Origin of the sequence: Parapedobacter koreensis (assembly GCF_900109365.1) — a bacterium.
GTDB lineage: Bacteria > Bacteroidota > Bacteroidia > Sphingobacteriales > Sphingobacteriaceae > Parapedobacter > Parapedobacter koreensis.
The window spans coordinates 186829-202528 of the sequence record NZ_FNZR01000004.1; the positions used below are offsets into that span (position 1 = coordinate 186829).

Consider the following 15700-nt stretch of genomic DNA (forward strand, 5'->3'; position numbering starts at 1 on the left):
CCTTATCATTGACAGCTAGGCGGTGTTACTAACCCCAATTTGAAAGGTATATACAACCGGAGACCGTGCCGCCTTCCGGTGCGTGGAGTTGTCACAGACCCCAATTTGGAAGGTATATACAATTATCTTTGCATATGTAATATTCGCAAGGGAGGTTATTATTTTGATTCGACTGTTGTCTGCTTAGCAAACCTGTAATGTCAAAATTATTGACTATATTTGAATAGCATTAAGGAAGTTGGTATGAAAACGATAGCGATTAATGTACCGCCAAATTTGGCCGATGCATTTGAAAAAGCTGACACCGAAAGAAAGAGAACAGCGGAGCTTTACATAAATGCTTGGCTTGCCGATTTTTTCAGCAACCAATCAGCTAACGAGCGGTTGTTTGATATCATGAAGAAGGCAACAGCCGAGGCGAAGGCGAAGGGTTTCAACGAAGCTGAGCTACAGGAACTCCTGAAATCAGATGAATAAATTTTTTGTGTTTGACACCAACACGCTTATCAGCGCGGTGTTTAACGAACACTCCCAATCTGGATTGGCTTTGAAGAAGGCAAGGACGATTGGAACACTCTTGGTATCAGACGAAATCATTTCAGAGTATCTGATTGTTTTCGCTCGTGATAAGTTCAACAAGTGGCTGTCTTTGGAGACCCGCATTGAGTTTATTGAAAATATTATAGCCAATGCGTTGCCTATTCAAATAGTCGAACGGATACAAGAATGCCGAGACCCGAAAGATGATAAGTACTTGTCTTTGGCGGTTTCTGCACAAGCCGATGCAATTATAACCGGCGATGATGATTTGTTGGTTATGAACCCTTTTAGACAAATTCCGATCCTAAATTCTTCCGATTTCTTGTCCCTTGGATAGTATGTTGTTTCTGAATCACAGAAATAAATTTGCTAAGGATTGTTATTAACCCCACTTTGAAAGGTATATACAACGACTTATTCATTTGAAATATGTCCTCATTCGGTGTTACTGACCCCAAATTGAAAGGTATATACAATCTCCTTGCGTGATTTATTAGATTCGTTCAAGGTGTTATAAGAGGTGTTTTGAAATAACAAACTGCATTGTGTATCTTTGTTCTAAACGTGACTCGTATGACACAGGTGACCTTACATATTGACAGCAAAAAAAAGTGGGCAGCCATAAAGACTATCTTGGAGGCCATGGATATCGCTTATGATGCACAGGAACCTGTGAAGGAAATTAGTGAAAAAGAACAGGTGCAGCTGCAGCGGGCAGAAGCAGACGTTGCTGAAGGGCGACTGCATAAGTTTAAATCCCATCGTGAAATATTAGGTCGTTAGTACCGGTTCGTGATTAAGAAAATCGAATATACCGAAACCTACAAAGAAACACTATCAGCTACAGTTTCGATAATGGAACGCGATTGGGACGAGAAGTATGTCAATCGCTTTTTGGACCAACTGGACGACGTGGTTGAAAAAATCCGGACGCATCCTTATCTATTTCAGGCTATACCAATAAATCCGAAATACAGACGGTGTGTCATTTCCAAACAAACGTCTCTGGTCTACGAAGTCACCGATTCAAAAATTATACTTCTGTATTTGTTTGACAATCGGCAAGAGCCATTATGGGATTAGGTGTTGATTAAGCTTTCGTACATAACAAATGCCCTGTAAGCTCTTTAAAATCTTTGAGGCTGCTTGTACAGCCGTAGGGTGAGGTCGGGTGTGACGATGGGGTATTTCTTTGGGCAGTTTCTTAGAAAGATTCGTTTACTGCCCAAAGTTGCTTCGTAACGTAAGCTTCTTGCTTTACTGTGGAATTTCCTCCACCAAGATTTCGTTTCCGGCTTTATCATAATAGGTACAGGTCATCTTTTCCATGCAAACTGCCCATTTCTCGATGCCGAGCTTTGCACTCGTGCCGACGAAAGTCAGGTAATCGGTCTCACCTTGTTGGTGGGCTTTCAGGTCGACTTTGAATTGCTCAATGTCAGGTGCATCCGCAATGTCGAGGGCATTGTATCGGGGCACCGAGGATATCCTGTAGTCATCCGCCCCGTAATAGTCGGTATGCCCGTCTGCAACATAGGTTTCATAATAGGTTACGCCCAGTGCCTTAATATCCTTGATATATGCTGGGAAGTCCGCGCCAGATTTCACATTGCTGTGCGCCTGTTTGATTTGTGTTACTGTAAACATCGTGTCTTGATTTTATTATTAAACAGTACAAAAATCGGCACCGGACAAGCGCTGTGATTGTAAAAAATCGTTTTTATAAAAAACGTTTAAAATACTCAGGGGTATCGCCTGTAAATTGTTTGAAATCCTTAATGAAATGCGCCTGGTCGAAAAAGTTATTTTCATAACAAATTTCCGCCAGGGACTTGGTGTCGTTCAAATCGTTAAGCACGGCGTTGAAGCGGACGATGGACGCAAACTTCTTCGGTGTGGTGCCCACCACTTTCCTGAATCGCTTTTCAAAGGGGCTTTGGCTGATAAAGAGCCGTTCGTTGAGTTCCTTGATTCGGACGCTGCCTTTGCTTTGATAGATGAGTTTCACGGCCTCAACAATAAGCTTGTCGGTTTGGATGGTTTTCAATTGGGATAATAAGAACCTTTCTATAATGTGTATCCGTTGTTTGTCCGTTTGGGCGTTGTCGAGGCGTTCTTCCGTTTCGATAATCTTATGTTTGTTAAAGATGTGGTCAAGCGATATGCTTTGGTTGAACAGTTCGTGAGCGGGAGGTGAAGCAAAGTGGGTAAATCCCGTTTCCGTGAAATAGACCAGTACCGTGCCAATGTTAGCTGAATTTTTGAAGATGCTGTAGCGGTCTGAAATGCCCGTGATTCCTGCGGAGGACAGGTTGTTTTCTGAGCCTTCTTTGATGGCAGCCAATTCGCCCATGTATTGAAAGCCGATGACAAGCCCTGGCGATGGAAGTACTTTGTAAGTAGTTTCCAGGGGACTCTCCGATATGGCAAGATAGCTGACATAAGGCTTCAGCTGATCGATCGGCAGGTATTTATCAAACTTCATGTTGTTGTCTCCTCTTTCAAAGATACATATTCTGATAATTTTTATCTTTGGGCATGGCACGAATACCTTTCAAAAGCCGGAAAGATCCGTTATTCGGCGTGGTTATCTTGGGGACGGCGTTGACGATGCTGTTTGTGCTGGCTGCTGAGCTGGACCGTATTGGGCAGCCGGGCAACGAGGTACAGATTTTAGGACTCATTATATTGGGGCTCGCTATGGGCCTTATGCTTTGGCTGTGGTTCGATACCGGTTATTCCATAGACAATGTGTTTATTTATTTCCGTTCGGGCCCTTTTCGCGGCAAGCTTCGTATTTCGTCTATACGGGAAGTGGTCGTCGGTACCACGATGTGGTCGGGATTCAAGCCTGCCTTAGCGCGGAAAGGAATGATTGTGAAATACAATCGGTATGATGAGATTTATTTATCTCCGGATAGCAACGAAGCGTTTGTAGCCGCTTTGCTTGATGCAAATCCGGAAATCCAAATTACCGGTAAAAAGATGCCGTGAAATTGCCTGAGCTGCTCTTGGAATGGATAGCATTATGCTTGATTTAACTCTTAAGGCTGCGTTAGGCAAAAATATAACTCGGTGTGCTACTTTTTCTTACTTTTAATGCACCGTTGCAACTGTTTTGCCACTGATGGCTGATACGAATATGCCCGTTACGTTGGATTTCTATGCTGTGTTTACCCTGTTGGGGATTGCGCAAGCGTTGTTTCTATCGTTGTTTTTTCTTGGCTCCGACAATCGCGGCAAACCATTCAACATCTTTCAGGGTTGGATGCTGGTCTGCATGGCCCTCAGCCTGCTGGAAATTTTCTTGCTCTATACGGGTTACATTGCCAACGTCCTGTTCTTGGTGGATTTTTCTGAAGCCATCAGCCTGTTGATCGCACCGTTGTTTTACTTGTCGGTAAAATCGCTCTTGAAGGGAAGGATCAAGAAAGTTGAGATCGCCGTTCACTTCGCGCTTCCTGTATTGTATTTCCTGTCATCCTTGCCTTACCTGTTTTCTTCGGAAGCTATCAAGTTCAATGCATGGGTGACAGCGTATGACTTGGATTACCCCATGCAGGCGATTAACGAGCCGTGGTGGTGGGACTCGCCGTTCTTTCGCTTGACTTTCTGGCACACAGATATACTCGTAGCAGGTTTTAGCGTGTATTTTGTGATGGCGGCTTGGTTACTCGTCAGTGCCTTCAGGCACCGGAATGAACGGTTGTTAGCACCGAAAACGCAGGCCCTCAAGACGGCCCGTGCATCGGCTATCCAATTTTTTGTTTTGTTATTGATCATCATCGTGGTGAAATTGATGAATCCCAGGGATACAGGTGATCAAATCATCGCGGCCTGCATCTCCCTTAGCATTTATTTCACCAGTTTCATCGTGGTCAAAAATTCAGGCTTTTTTAAGCAGGTTCCGCTGACTGATGACGGAAAATATAAAAACTCCAATTTGTCTGCCGATGACAAAGTACGGATAGCGGACTTATTATCCCGGCTGATGGAAGAAGGAAAACTGTTTACCTCAGGAGATATCAGCCTTGCTAAACTCGCTGCCGAAATCCGGAGCACGCCCCACGTGGTTTCCCAGGTCATCAACGAAAAATTTGACAAAAGCTTTTTTGAATGGATTGGTGAGTACCGCATTGCGGAATCCAAGGTATTGCTGAAACAGCATCCCAACTACAAAATCGAGGAAATCGCCGACCGCGTGGGGTATAGCTCCAAATCTTCATTCAATACTGCCTTCAAGAAAATCACCGGCATGACACCTTCGCAATACCGCCAATCGGAATAATCGGCGTTCGACTTTATAAATCCGTACATCCCGCCGATAATATCGTTCTTCCCGAGCCGTCATAAGGCCTTTCCTTTGGTGAAAATTCAAATGAAAATGAAGACTACGACTACACCGACACGGAGGCATGACCTGGATTGGTTGCGTTTTCTGGCTATTTTGATTTTACTGTTTTTCCACACCGGAATGTGGTTCAATACATTCGGATGGCACGTAAAAAATGCGGAGCTGACCCCTGCTTTTGATTATTGGATGATCTGGTTGCATTATTGGCGCATGCCGCTGTTGTTGTTTATCTCCGGCGCGGGTACATACCTTGCTTTGGGGAAGCGGTCGCCCCGCCAGTTCGTGGGCGAGCGCGCCCGGCGCTTGTTCATCCCGCTGGTATTCGGGATGTTCGTGGTCGTCCCGCCGCAGATTTATTTTGAGTACATTGGCAAATACGACAATTATTGGGACTTCTATCAGACCGTGTTCGAATTTGTCCGTTATCCGGGAGGCAGCTTCAGCTGGCACCACCTGTGGTTTATCATTTACCTGCTGGTATATAGCTTGGTTGCCTTGCCGTTGTTGCTTTTTGTAAAATCGCCACGCTCCGCTCGATTCAAGGCCGTGTTGTACCGTGTGCTGGGCGCACCGTGGGGGATGGTGGCGTTGCCTGCCTTGTTCATCTTGCTGACACAGGTACTGCTGCGGCCTTATTTTCCGGAGGAAACGCATGGACTCACCAACGACTGGGCTTTTTTTGCCTTCTATGGCTGCTTTTTCCTCTTCGGGATGTTGTTTTATGCCACGCCCCAGCTGTGGGAGGCCGTGCGGCTGAACCGCGGGTACCTGTTGGTGGCAGCGTTGTTGATACTGATTCCATTCTATGGAGGATTCCTCCACATGCGGGAAATCATCGTGCTGCCCATGACGCACAGGGAGGCAGAGGTACTGGTTGATGTGTCGGCTGTCTTTCTAAGCTGGTTTGCGGTCATCACCGTTATCGGGTATGCGCAGCAATACCTCAATCGGCCTCACCCTTGGCTGAAGCATGTAAACGAAGGGCTTTACCCTTTTTACATCCTGCACCAGACCGTGATCATTTGGATTGGCTACTACATTTGCCAATTGGATTGGGGTATTTTCGCAAAATTTTGGGCGATCAGCCTCTTGACGTTGCTCGCCTGTGTCGGGTTTTACCTGCTGTGTATCCGCCCGTTTAATGGGATGCGGATATTATTCGGGATGAAGTGGCAAAGGAGACATAGCGGAAAGGCATAGGCCAGCTTACAGATTAAACGTCAGCTTCAGTACCGCCATGCGCCCGCGTAGGTTGTATCGGCTGTAGCCGAACTGGTTGGCGGATAAACTATAGGTTTCATACGCTGTGATGTTGGCAAGATTCATCAGGTTCAATTCGATATCCGTATTCCACTTACTCAGCTTGTACCGGATACTGGCGTCCATAAAGAAATAGCTGATGTCTTCCAGCTGCGCCTGGCTGGTGTACTGATGGCGGCCGCTCAGGCGAAGGAACGTATTGCTGAGCGGGGAGTACAGCAGACTAACCGACTGATCATACCGCAGGATTTGCCTGTCGGGCATGCGGATGGCTGTCTCGCCTGCTACCAGCTTGCTGGTCATCCAAGTACCCGTACCTTCATAGTTGAGACTGATGCGGTTCCATAGCCGTGCCTCGAAACTGGGAGTGAGGCTGAATGATACATTGTTGTACGGCAATAGCTCGTCATTGAGGAATTGGTTGAACCGCGTGGTGCTCCACGTGCCTTTTAAACCCGTCGTGGCACCGAGGGCAAAAATGTATTTGCTGATGCCAGCGGTGGCCGTGAATGTGCTTACATCGTTTTCATAGGGCAGTAGCACGGTGCTCGAAATGTTGTCGGTCAATACATTAGAAGCAATGGTATTCGCTGTGGCATGGGTATAGCTAATGCCCACATTCATGAACAGCATGCTGATGTTGCGCTGAAAATTGTAGTTCAGGGCGACGTTATGTGCCCGTTGTTCCTGCAAGGCCGCATCATTGGTCTGCAAACTGCGGTAGTTGGTGAGGATAGCGCCCCGGTATACGCCGTTGATGTTGCCCATTTGGTTGCTGTACACATAGCTGGCAGATACATAGTCTTCCGGGGTGGTCATGTATTTTGCCCGGAAAAACGGATTGAAAAGTAACCGTTCGCTGGTTTCATCGAGGCCGAAACCAACATCTTCATACGCAATGCGCTGCCAGCTAAGCGGTAGGGAAAGCAACGTTTCCCATTTGCCTTCCTTGAGTTCGTATGTGGCGTTGAGCTGGGCATTATGGCGCTGCCAATGCAGGTTGTTGTCGGCACTCCCGGTGTAGGCAGACTGCTCGCCGGTGGGCTGCATCAGACGGAGCTGCGAAAGGAGTTGCTGCCATTCGTTGAGCGTACTCAGCCGGTAGCTTTGCATAATCCGTCCGTTAGGGATGCGGTAACCTACAGCCAGTGTATTGAACCATGTTGGCGTTTCGGTATATTGATATACTGCATCGAAAGGGCGACCCTCATTCAGGACATCTGCATTGATGCCGGATTGGATATCCAGTATCTGTGGGCGATTGAAATGGTTGACGTACCAGTTGACGCTTAGGATATTCCCGTTGCGCAGGGCTGGCACGTAATCCAAGGTGTTGGAAAAGTCGCGTATACGATGGCTGATCCGTTGATTCATCGCTGCAGCGTTGCTCGTTAATGCCGCATTGCCCGTTTCACCGGAATAGCCGATTTTGAGCGCGTTATTCAGGTAATACGTGTCCTTATTAGCCTGTGCATTGAGCGAAACATCGACGAGGAAGGGACTCCGGTTGATTTGCTGGATTTCACTGTACTGGATGGTATCATCGGCGAGGTATAGGTCATTGGTGCTGTAATAATCCATGTCGTTGTTGTCCAGCAACAGCCCTACATTGGCTTTGAGTTGCAGCCCGCTGCGGAGATTTACCAGGTTGTTGGCATTCAGCGAACCCGAATGATTAAAATAATAGCGGCTGGTCGGCAATGCCGGATTGCCCACCGTGCCGGAGGAAAGCAGTTCAGCGGGGCGCGAATTGCCCATGTTGGAAAGCCGTCCTGCCTGGTTGAATGCGGTGAAGTCGGTGGCAAGGTCCGTGCCTATGTTGTTGGCCTTGCCCACGTTCAACATTTTATATTTTTTGTTGAATAGGATGGTATTGAGCTCCCCGTCATATTGGCCCGGAAGACCACCGCCCGGTTTGGCTTGCCCCGTAAGTTCCAGCTTGGCCTCGTCTTTGATTTTGAGATTGAGCGCTACGTTTTCGCTGAGTGTCTTGCCTTGTAGGACGTTCAGCGGTTGGTGGTTTTGCATCACTTCCACGTCTTTGACCATCGCATGGGGGATGGTTTTGGTGCCGATGGCATATTTGTCATCCAGCAAATCGTCCCCATCCACATAGAAGTTGGATATGGCCTTGCCGTTGTATTTGATCTGGCCGTTTTCTTCCACCTCTACGCCGGGCATGCGCTTCAGCACATCGCCGATGGTACGGTCCTCGGGCTTGGTGAACGAAGCGACGTCATAGCTCAACGTATCGCCTCGCAGGTTGATTTTCGGTCGGCTTTTGACCTCCACTTCGGCCAAATCTATGGCTTCTTCCTCCATGAGGATGTCATAGTGATTGTTGTCGGCTGCAAGCGGTATCGATACCTTTTTGAAACCAAGGTGGTTGATTTCAATATGGAGCCTGGAGATATCAATCGTATCCCGCCACGCAAGCAGGAAGGTTCCTTGGCTGTCAGCAGTCTTAAAGGCCAGCACACGTTGCCGATCGTTTTTAACGGTCACACTGGCATAAGGCACAGGCTTCCCGTCTGGTGTTTCCAGTCTGCCTTGTAGCTGCCTGCTTTGAGAAAAAACAAGGACAGACCACAAGGATAGGTATATAAATAGCGATACGACTTTCATACCTTGAAATTTCATTGCATCACCCACCACTATTTATCTTCCAACTCTAAAGGATTGTTTGGGTTTTTAACCTTGCCTGTTTTCATGGTCATCTCGCGCATAGCATTGAACTCGTCCGGCGATAGTTCCCGTCCGTTTTGATCTTTCATGACGATTTTCCGCGCTACATTGGCTCCTGCTGGTACATCGATGCCGCGTAAGGCATTGGCCATGGGATCTTTGTCGAATGCTGCCTTCGCCTTGGCGAAATCCTTAGCAGTAGTGGTTATTGCATCTTTGGGTAATACGATTTCAATGCTGCCACCTTCTTGTTTGTCAAAGCCGGCGTAGCGAAAAACGACCTCTTTCCTGCTGTCTTCTGCTTCAAGGATAAGCCCTGGTAACCCATGCAGTTTCCAGGGGCCGTAGGGAAAAGGCAGTTCCGTCGTAAACCACGCCGTGTATTCCCGTCCACCGAAGGTGCCTGTGGCCTGCTGGCACGCGTAGCCACCAATTTCTTTGACCCCGTCACCGATTTGCCAGTCTATCAGGGGATATGCCTGTGGGATGATATAAGTGCCCGTGCCCATGGAACTGGAGAGGTATGCGCTATTCTCCTGCGGAAATAAGTATAGCGTCTCGTTGGATACATTGGGCGAACTGACGAAAATTCGGGACTGGTTCATTCCATTGCGGGCTCCTGCTTTGCCTGCATCCACCCGTTGTTTTTCTTCCATGTCTTTTTTCATTTTTTCCAGCATGGTAGCCAGGGCGAAGCTGTTGTACATGGAAGATCGCTTGCCGAAGTAAAGCATCATTTCTTCTTTGCGCGGATTGTCCCGGAAGTTGGTATCATCTACGTGAACCAGTTCATACTTGACATGGGCCAATGCTACGTCGTTTTCCTGTGCCAGCGCTGTAAATAAATGGCTGAAAAGAGAACCGCCCACCAGGAAGGCTGCCATTGAAATGTTTCGTATATTCATCATCTTAAAATTTTTGAATGGTATTCAAGGGCAAAAGTAGGATGGTAGCGCAGTTGAATCTTTGTTTTTAGTGTTAAGCAGTGTTAACGTCATCCACTTGTGTTAAATACTGTTAACGAGTGTTAAGCGGTGTTATATTTGACCGGCGAACACGCTCAAAACCTGTCAGGTTTTATAGCTTTGTAGCATGATGTCCAAAAGGATACGTTTCATCGTCATTATCGTCAGTTGTTCATTGGCGGGGATACTCCTTTTTCAGGGGTATTGGCTGTATAATTCCTACTTGCTCTCCGCAGAACGGTTTGATCGGGAGGTGGCCGATGTAATGAAGCGCTTGGAACGTACGCATGCGCTGGCGGATGTGGAGGCGATGGGCCTGCTTTCTGATAGCACGGCTAAAGACGATATCGGCCGATTGGCAAAAATGGTCGATTTCCTGCTTTCCGGCCCACGCCCATATCCAGATAGTGCGTTGGAAGATCGGCGTGGGAACCGTAAGTTTATCACCGAATCAAAGATGATGCTTACCTATCGGGATGATGCCGATACCTCAGAAATGCCTATGCATATCGGCTTGGATAGCATGGTGGCGTTTACAGCGCGTATCGGGGATTCCGTCGTGGGTGCTCCACGGATACAGATGCGGTTGAATAAACCCGGGCAGCTATTTGCACTGAATACATCATACGATTACTCGCAGGATGAATTTTCAACATTAAATACAGGCCTCGCCCATGAAGTAGACTCATTGCTACGGTCAGCGGGCATCGGATCGCCTTTTGCCATTAAATTGAGTAATTTCAACGGGAAAGGCGATGCGTACGTTTCGGATAGTACACTTTTTGGGCATCGGCCGGAAGCGGCCGTCAACGAGGTGAAGATTGGCTTGCTTAAGCCTTTCCGGCTCACACTGGCCGTAGCGAATGACGTGATTTACATACTGAACGATATGCTTTGGGTGCTATTGGCTTCATTGGCCATCGTCGGCATCACAGCTTGGGCTTTCGTCGCCATGCTCCGCACTATCTTCCAGCAGAAACGGCTGTCAGCTATCAAAAGCGATTTTATAAACAACATGACGCACGAGTTTAAAACACCGATTGCTACGGTGTCGCTGGCGGTGGAAGCCATGAAGAATTTCGACGTGATGGACAGGCCGGAGCAGGCGAAGGAATACCTCGACATTTGCGACCATGAGTTGAAACGCATATCGGTAATGGTGGAGAAGGTGCTGAAGATGGCTGCATTTGAGCGGCTTGATCTCAAACTATCTTTGCAGAAAGCCGACATTGGAAAGCTGGTGCATGATGTGGTGGAAAATATGCGGCCACAATGGGAAAAAAAGGCAGCAAAATTGGCTATCAAAGCTGAAAACGACAGCGTGGAAGCCATGGTAGATCAGGCACACCTTGCCAATGTGGTATATAACCTGATAGACAACAGCTTAAAATACACGGTTAATGTGCCTGAAATTGAGATAACATATGGTTTGATCGGCAATGGTCATGTGCGGTTGGCGGTGAGCGACAATGGCATTGGCATCCCTACGGCGTATCGCGAGCGCGTGTTTGAAAATTTCTTTCGCGTACCTACTGGCAATATCCACAATGCTAAAGGGTTCGGCCTGGGTTTGGGGTATGTGTCCACCATTGTTCAGAAACATCAAGGCAACATTGATGTGAAAAGCACGGTCGGGATAGGCAGCACATTCGCCATTACGTTTCCGGTAACCCCCTATCAATAATAAACCAACCCGAAAAATGGCGCAAGACACCGGAAAATTAAGCGTATTGCTGGCAGAAGACGAACCCTTCTTGGGGAAAATCGTCAAAGAGAGCTTGGAATCGAGGGGTTTTGAGGTGTTGTGGGTGCAGGATGGACTTAAGGCTTATTCGGCGTTCCGGACGTTCAACCCGGCTATCTGCATTTTTGATGTGATGATGCCCACCAAAGATGGGTTTACGCTTACCGAAGAAATCCGCAAAGTGAACGAACAGGTACCTATTATTTTCCTTACAGCTAAATCGTTGACCGAAGATGTGGTAAGAGGCTTTGAATTGGGCGGGAATGATTACCTCAAAAAACCGTTTAGCATGGAGGAGCTTATCGTGCGGATGAAAGCATTATTGAATAGGCCAATCAAACAACCGAACCACACTTCCAGCGAACAATTTGTTATTGGCAAATATGTATTTAACAGTGCATTGCAGGAACTCGCCATGGATGGAGAGGCTGTAAAACTTTCCTTTCGCGAGTCTGCCTTACTCAAGATGCTGGTAGAAAATAAAAATCAAGTATTGGATCGAAAAATGGCGTTGGGTTTTCTATGGGGCGAGGATAGTTTCTTCAATGCGCGGAGTATGGACGTATTCATTACGAAACTGCGCAAACACCTTAAGAAGGATAGCAACATTGAAATCGTCAACATCCGGGGAATAGGCTATAAACTGATGGTAGACGATGATAGTTAAGAAAAAAGGGGCGGCTTTATAGGCACCCCTTTTTTCAGATTTTTTGATCTGGCTTTTTAAGCGCTAATCTTACAAAGAATCAGTTGACAAAGAGTCAAGTGAGTCGATAGCAGCACCACCGATAGAATCGATAGAATCTGTAGTAGCATCAACTTCTGCTTCAATTTCGTTTGTCAATGAATCAGCAGTTTCTTCGCTTTCAGAAGTAGTTGAATTACAAGCTGCGATAGCTACAGAAAGAGCCAAACCTAAAAAACCGAATTTAAATACGTTTTTCATTGTTAATTTCCTTTTTTGGTTAAAACAAATTTGTTTATTTATCCCTTAATACATGGGTACAGGAAAAGGTAACCCAAAAATTTTTAAAAAATCCAGCGTAGCGAGATCCCGAAACGGGCGTGTAGGAACCTGATGGTTTTGCAGGAAACAAAAGAATGCCGTATCTTGTAACCCATGATAAGCCTTGATTTTAACCAAAATGAGGATTTGAATAAGCTGGCGGTTTCCGAATTGAAAAATCGGTTGAGAAAGGTGTATGTGGGAGGTGGAGCCAAGGCTGCCGAAAAACAGCAGGCGAAGGGCAAGTTATTGGCCCGTGAACGGATAACTTACCTGCTGGATGATGGGAAGCCTTGGCTGGAAATCGGCGCGTTGGCCGCTGAAGGGATGTATGCCGAGCATGGCGGTTGTCCATCGGCCGGTGTAGTGGCGGGCATCGGTTATGTCGCGGGGCGGCAGTGCGTGGTGGTGGCCAACGATGCTACGGTAAAGGCTGGCGCTTGGTTTCCGATGACGGCCAAGAAAAACCTGCGTGCACAGGAAATCGCCATGGAAAACCGATTACCTATTATATACCTCGTGGATTCCGCCGGGGTATACCTGCCTATGCAGGACGAGATATTTCCTGATAAGGAACATTTTGGCCGTATCTTCCGCAATAACGCCCGGATGAGCAGCGAGGGTATCGTGCAGATAGCGGCCATCATGGGTGCATGTGTGGCGGGCGGTGCTTACCTGCCCATCATGAGTGACGAGGCAATGATCGTGGAAGGCACGGGATCCGTGTTCCTGGCCGGGTCATACTTGGTCAAATCAGCCATTGGCGAGTCGGTAGATAACGAAACGCTGGGCGGGGCAACCACGCATTGTGAAATTTCGGGAGTGACAGATTATAAACAGCCGGACGACAAGACTTGCTTGGATTCCATCCGCAAAATCATGGGTATGCTGGGCAAGCCAAAGGACGCGGGTTTTGACCGCATAAAGGCAGCACCTCCTAAATTGGATGAGCACGAAGTCTATGGCATATTGCCTTCGTCGCGTGAGAAACCCTATGATACCAAGGCGATCATCCAGCGATTGGTCGATAATTCCGAATTTGAGGAATACAAAGCATTGTATGGGCAGAGCATTGTCTGTGGGCTCGGCCGGGTGGATGGCTGGGCGGTAGGTTTTGTGGCTAACCAACGCTCAGTAGTGAAAACAAAGAAAGGGGAAATGCAGTTTGGTGGCGTGATCTATTCGGATGCCGCGGACAAGGCTACGCGCTTCATCATGAATTGCAACCAAAAAAAGATACCGCTGGTCTTCTTACAGGACGTGACGGGCTTCATGGTGGGAAGCCGTGCCGAGCAGGGGGGCATCATCAAAGATGGCGCTAAAATGGTCAACGCAGTGGCCAATTCCGTAGTGCCTAAAATCACTATCGTAATGGGAAACTCGTATGGGGCAGGCAACTATGCCATGTGCGGCAAGGCCTATGATCCCCGCCTGATCTTCGCGTGGCCATCAGCCAAAATAGCGGTAATGGGTGGCGTCCAAGCTGCAAAGACGCTGCTCCAAATCCAAACGGCATCGACGAAAGCAACGAATACAGAAATCGATGCTGCGGCAGAAGAGGCGTTGCTCAAGGAAATTACCGAGCGGTATGACGAGCAAACGACACCTTATTATGCGGCTGCACGGCTTTGGGTAGATGGCATCATTGACCCGCTTGATACGCGGAAGGTGATTTCCATGGGCATAGAAGCGGCTAACCAATCGCCCATCGAGAAACCATTTAGTGTAGGGGTGATACAGACGTAAAACCAAAATCAAAACGCTATGTTTTCAAAAATCAAAAAGGCTTACCAGCTATTCAAAAGCATCGATTTCGAGCAGTTGGATAAGCTGTCACGGAAAATAGATCTGCCAAAAGCGATGGAGTCTTTCTCCCAATTGGACGATAAACAACTCAAAGGCCTGATGAAGATGTTGGAAGGCGGGGAGCCCAAAAAAGAATTGCCACCTATCAACAGCGACTTCTACGAGTTGCACTTGCGCTTGGATGATGAAGACCGCGCACTGCAACTCCGGGTACGCGAGTTCATGGAACGTGAGATACGCCCGTTGGTCAACCACTATTGGCTGCGGGATGAATTTCCCTTTGAGATCATCCCGAAGCTGGCCGAATTGGATATCTGCGGCCTTACTTACAAAGGCTATGGCTGTGCGGGAAGGTCGTCATTGATGGAAGGCATCATTGCCATGGAAATCGCACGGATAGATGCGTCCGTGGCTACGTTTTTCGGAGTGCAAAGTGGCCTGGCTATGGGATCGATATACCTCTGCGGATCCGACGAGCAGAAGCAGGAATGGCTGCCGGCGATGCAGCAGATGAAGCTGATTGGGGCTTTCGGCCTTACCGAACCAGAAGTGGGATCCGGGGCTGCTGGCGGGTTGACGGTAACTGCCCATAAGACCGACAAGGGCTGGGTGCTTAACGGACAGAAAAAGTGGATTGGCAATGCCCCTTTTGCCGATGTGACCATCATCTGGGCTAAGGACGTGGGCGATGGCGAGGTAAAGGGTTTCCTGGTACGGAAAGGCACACCGGGGTTTGAAGTGGAAAAGATCAAAGGTAAGATGGCATTGCGCATCGTTCAGAATGGGTTGATTACCCTGACGGATTGCATAGTGCCCGAGAGCGACCGCCTACAACATGCCAATTCGTTTAAAGATACGGCAAAGGTATTGCAACTGACGCGGGCAGGCGTGGCCTGGATGGCCGTGGGCTGCGCGTGCGGTGCGTATGAAAATGCGCTTGACTATACCCGAAAACGCAAGCAATTTGGCAAGCCAATCGCTTCTTTCCAACTCATTCAAAACCACCTCGTGGAGATGCTGTCCAACCTTACGGCTATGCAAGCATTAGTGTATCGCCTTTCGGAATTGCAGGACACCGGGATGCTGCGCGATGAACATGCTTCGTTGGCCAAGGTATTTTGCACACTCCGCACACGGGATATCGTAAGCCAGGCACGTGAGGTAATGGGTGGCAATGGTATACTGTTGGAATACGACGTGGCCCGCTTCCTTGCTGATGCCGAAGCCATCTATTCTTATGAAGGTACCAAAGAGATTAATTCACTGATTGTTGGCAGGTCGATTACGGGGTTCAGCGCGTTTGTTTGACAGCGTCAAAATTGTAAGTTGTAAGCCGTAAG

General features: G+C 47.9%; 16 protein-coding genes. 11 read left to right on the plus strand and 5 right to left on the minus strand.

Features of this window, described 5'->3' with window-relative positions:
- Positions 1-243 precede the first annotated feature (243 nt).
- The 4 genes from BMW65_RS12145 (at position 244) to BMW65_RS12160 (ending at position 1623) form a co-directional block, all read left to right on the plus strand.
- On the plus strand, positions 244-477 hold the full coding sequence (locus BMW65_RS12145; protein ID WP_090605727.1) for a hypothetical protein: 234 nt from the start codon (positions 244-246) through the stop codon (positions 475-477).
- The gene (locus BMW65_RS12150) at positions 470-877 is read left to right on the plus strand and encodes a putative toxin-antitoxin system toxin component, PIN family (protein WP_090605729.1); all 408 of its coding nucleotides are present in this window, start codon (positions 470-472) and stop codon (positions 875-877) included. Before BMW65_RS12145 ends, BMW65_RS12150 begins: the two co-directional genes overlap by 8 nt.
- Positions 878-1113: 236 nt before the next feature.
- Positions 1114-1323, plus strand: a complete 210-nt coding sequence (locus BMW65_RS12155) for a hypothetical protein (RefSeq protein ID WP_090605730.1) — start codon at positions 1114-1116, stop codon at positions 1321-1323.
- A gap of 9 nt (positions 1324-1332) precedes the next feature.
- Positions 1333-1623, plus strand: coding sequence for a type II toxin-antitoxin system RelE/ParE family toxin (locus BMW65_RS12160; protein ID WP_090605732.1), 291 nt, complete (start codon positions 1333-1335; stop codon positions 1621-1623).
- A 174-nt stretch (positions 1624-1797) separates the two neighbouring features.
- On the opposite strand, the gene BMW65_RS12165 is transcribed toward BMW65_RS12160, so the two are convergent.
- Together BMW65_RS12165 and BMW65_RS12170 are read right to left on the minus strand one after the other, a co-directional pair.
- Positions 1798-2187: a DUF1398 domain-containing protein gene (locus tag BMW65_RS12165; protein ID WP_090605734.1), complete on the minus strand. Its 390-nt coding sequence runs from the start codon at positions 2185-2187 to the stop codon at positions 1798-1800.
- 73 nt (positions 2188-2260) lie between these two features.
- Complete coding sequence (locus BMW65_RS12170) at positions 2261-3025, minus strand: helix-turn-helix domain-containing protein (RefSeq protein ID WP_090605735.1); 765 nt, start codon at positions 3023-3025, stop codon at positions 2261-2263.
- Between the two features lie 53 nt (positions 3026-3078).
- Here BMW65_RS12170 and BMW65_RS12175 point away from each other — a divergent pair, with 53 nt between their 5' ends.
- The 3 genes from BMW65_RS12175 to BMW65_RS12185 all read left to right on the plus strand — a co-directional run bounded on the left by BMW65_RS12175 (position 3079) and on the right by BMW65_RS12185 (position 6094).
- Complete coding sequence (locus BMW65_RS12175; RefSeq protein WP_090605737.1) at positions 3079-3534, plus strand: PH domain-containing protein; 456 nt, start codon at positions 3079-3081, stop codon at positions 3532-3534.
- Positions 3535-3667: 133 nt separating this feature from the next.
- Entirely contained in the window at positions 3668-4828 is a 1161-nt protein-coding gene (locus tag BMW65_RS12180) for a helix-turn-helix domain-containing protein (RefSeq protein WP_090605738.1), read from the plus strand.
- 96 nt (positions 4829-4924) lie between these two features.
- The gene (locus tag BMW65_RS12185) at positions 4925-6094 is read left to right on the plus strand and encodes an acyltransferase family protein (RefSeq protein WP_177181104.1); all 1170 of its coding nucleotides are present in this window, start codon (positions 4925-4927) and stop codon (positions 6092-6094) included.
- Between the two features lie 6 nt (positions 6095-6100).
- On the opposite strand, the gene BMW65_RS12190 is transcribed toward BMW65_RS12185, so the two are convergent.
- Positions 6101-8779 carry a TonB-dependent receptor gene (locus BMW65_RS12190; protein ID WP_177181105.1) on the minus strand — a complete coding sequence of 893 codons (2679 nt, stop codon included), beginning with the start codon at positions 8777-8779 and terminating at the stop codon, positions 6101-6103.
- A gap of 29 nt (positions 8780-8808) precedes the next feature.
- Positions 8809-9747, minus strand: coding sequence for a GLPGLI family protein (locus BMW65_RS12195; protein WP_090605742.1), 939 nt, complete (start codon positions 9745-9747; stop codon positions 8809-8811).
- A 184-nt stretch (positions 9748-9931) separates the two neighbouring features.
- On the opposite strand from BMW65_RS12195, the gene BMW65_RS12200 reads away from it, so the two are divergent.
- Positions 9932-11488, plus strand: a complete 1557-nt coding sequence (locus BMW65_RS12200; protein ID WP_090605743.1) for a sensor histidine kinase — start codon at positions 9932-9934, stop codon at positions 11486-11488.
- A 16-nt stretch (positions 11489-11504) separates the two neighbouring features.
- Positions 11505-12215, plus strand: coding sequence for a response regulator transcription factor (locus BMW65_RS12205; protein WP_090605745.1), 711 nt, complete (start codon positions 11505-11507; stop codon positions 12213-12215).
- Between the two features lie 69 nt (positions 12216-12284).
- Here BMW65_RS12205 and BMW65_RS12210 read toward each other — a convergent pair whose 3' ends face one another.
- Positions 12285-12494, minus strand: coding sequence for a hypothetical protein (locus tag BMW65_RS12210; RefSeq protein WP_090605746.1), 210 nt, complete (start codon positions 12492-12494; stop codon positions 12285-12287).
- A 174-nt stretch (positions 12495-12668) separates the two neighbouring features.
- Between BMW65_RS12210 and BMW65_RS12215 the strand changes: the two genes are divergently transcribed.
- Together BMW65_RS12215 and BMW65_RS12220 are read left to right on the plus strand one after the other, a co-directional pair.
- A complete protein-coding gene (locus tag BMW65_RS12215; protein WP_394332218.1) occupies positions 12669-14300 on the plus strand; it encodes an acyl-CoA carboxylase subunit beta in 1632 nt (543 codons plus the stop codon).
- Between the two features lie 18 nt (positions 14301-14318).
- A complete protein-coding gene (locus BMW65_RS12220) occupies positions 14319-15668 on the plus strand; it encodes an acyl-CoA dehydrogenase family protein (protein WP_090605748.1) in 1350 nt (449 codons plus the stop codon).
- Positions 15669-15700 lie beyond the last annotated feature (32 nt).

Excerpts from the sequence above, each read along its gene's own strand:
- BMW65_RS12195 (WP_090605742.1), bottom strand. The coding sequence starts at position 9,747 with ATGATGAATATACGAAACATTTCAATGGCAGCCTTCCTGGTGGGCGGT.
- BMW65_RS12150 (WP_090605729.1), top strand. The coding sequence starts at position 470 with ATGAATAAATTTTTTGTGTTTGACACCAACACGCTTATCAGCGCGGTG.
- BMW65_RS12220 (WP_090605748.1), top strand. The coding sequence starts at position 14,319 with ATGTTTTCAAAAATCAAAAAGGCTTACCAGCTATTCAAAAGCATCGAT.
- BMW65_RS12155 (WP_090605730.1), top strand. The coding sequence starts at position 1,114 with ATGACACAGGTGACCTTACATATTGACAGCAAAAAAAAGTGGGCAGCC.
- BMW65_RS12145 (WP_090605727.1), top strand. The coding sequence starts at position 244 with ATGAAAACGATAGCGATTAATGTACCGCCAAATTTGGCCGATGCATTT.
- BMW65_RS12175 (WP_090605737.1), top strand. The coding sequence starts at position 3,079 with ATGGCACGAATACCTTTCAAAAGCCGGAAAGATCCGTTATTCGGCGTG.
- BMW65_RS12190 (WP_177181105.1), bottom strand. The coding sequence starts at position 8,779 with ATGAAAGTCGTATCGCTATTTATATACCTATCCTTGTGGTCTGTCCTT.
- BMW65_RS12205 (WP_090605745.1), top strand. The coding sequence starts at position 11,505 with ATGGCGCAAGACACCGGAAAATTAAGCGTATTGCTGGCAGAAGACGAA.
- BMW65_RS12200 (WP_090605743.1), top strand. The coding sequence starts at position 9,932 with ATGATGTCCAAAAGGATACGTTTCATCGTCATTATCGTCAGTTGTTCA.
- BMW65_RS12170 (WP_090605735.1), bottom strand. The coding sequence starts at position 3,025 with ATGAAGTTTGATAAATACCTGCCGATCGATCAGCTGAAGCCTTATGTC.
- BMW65_RS12185 (WP_177181104.1), top strand. The coding sequence starts at position 4,925 with ATGAAGACTACGACTACACCGACACGGAGGCATGACCTGGATTGGTTG.
- BMW65_RS12210 (WP_090605746.1), bottom strand. The coding sequence starts at position 12,494 with ATGAAAAACGTATTTAAATTCGGTTTTTTAGGTTTGGCTCTTTCTGTA.
- BMW65_RS12165 (WP_090605734.1), bottom strand. The coding sequence starts at position 2,187 with ATGTTTACAGTAACACAAATCAAACAGGCGCACAGCAATGTGAAATCT.
- BMW65_RS12215 (WP_394332218.1), top strand. The coding sequence starts at position 12,669 with ATGATAAGCCTTGATTTTAACCAAAATGAGGATTTGAATAAGCTGGCG.
- BMW65_RS12180 (WP_090605738.1), top strand. The coding sequence starts at position 3,668 with ATGGCTGATACGAATATGCCCGTTACGTTGGATTTCTATGCTGTGTTT.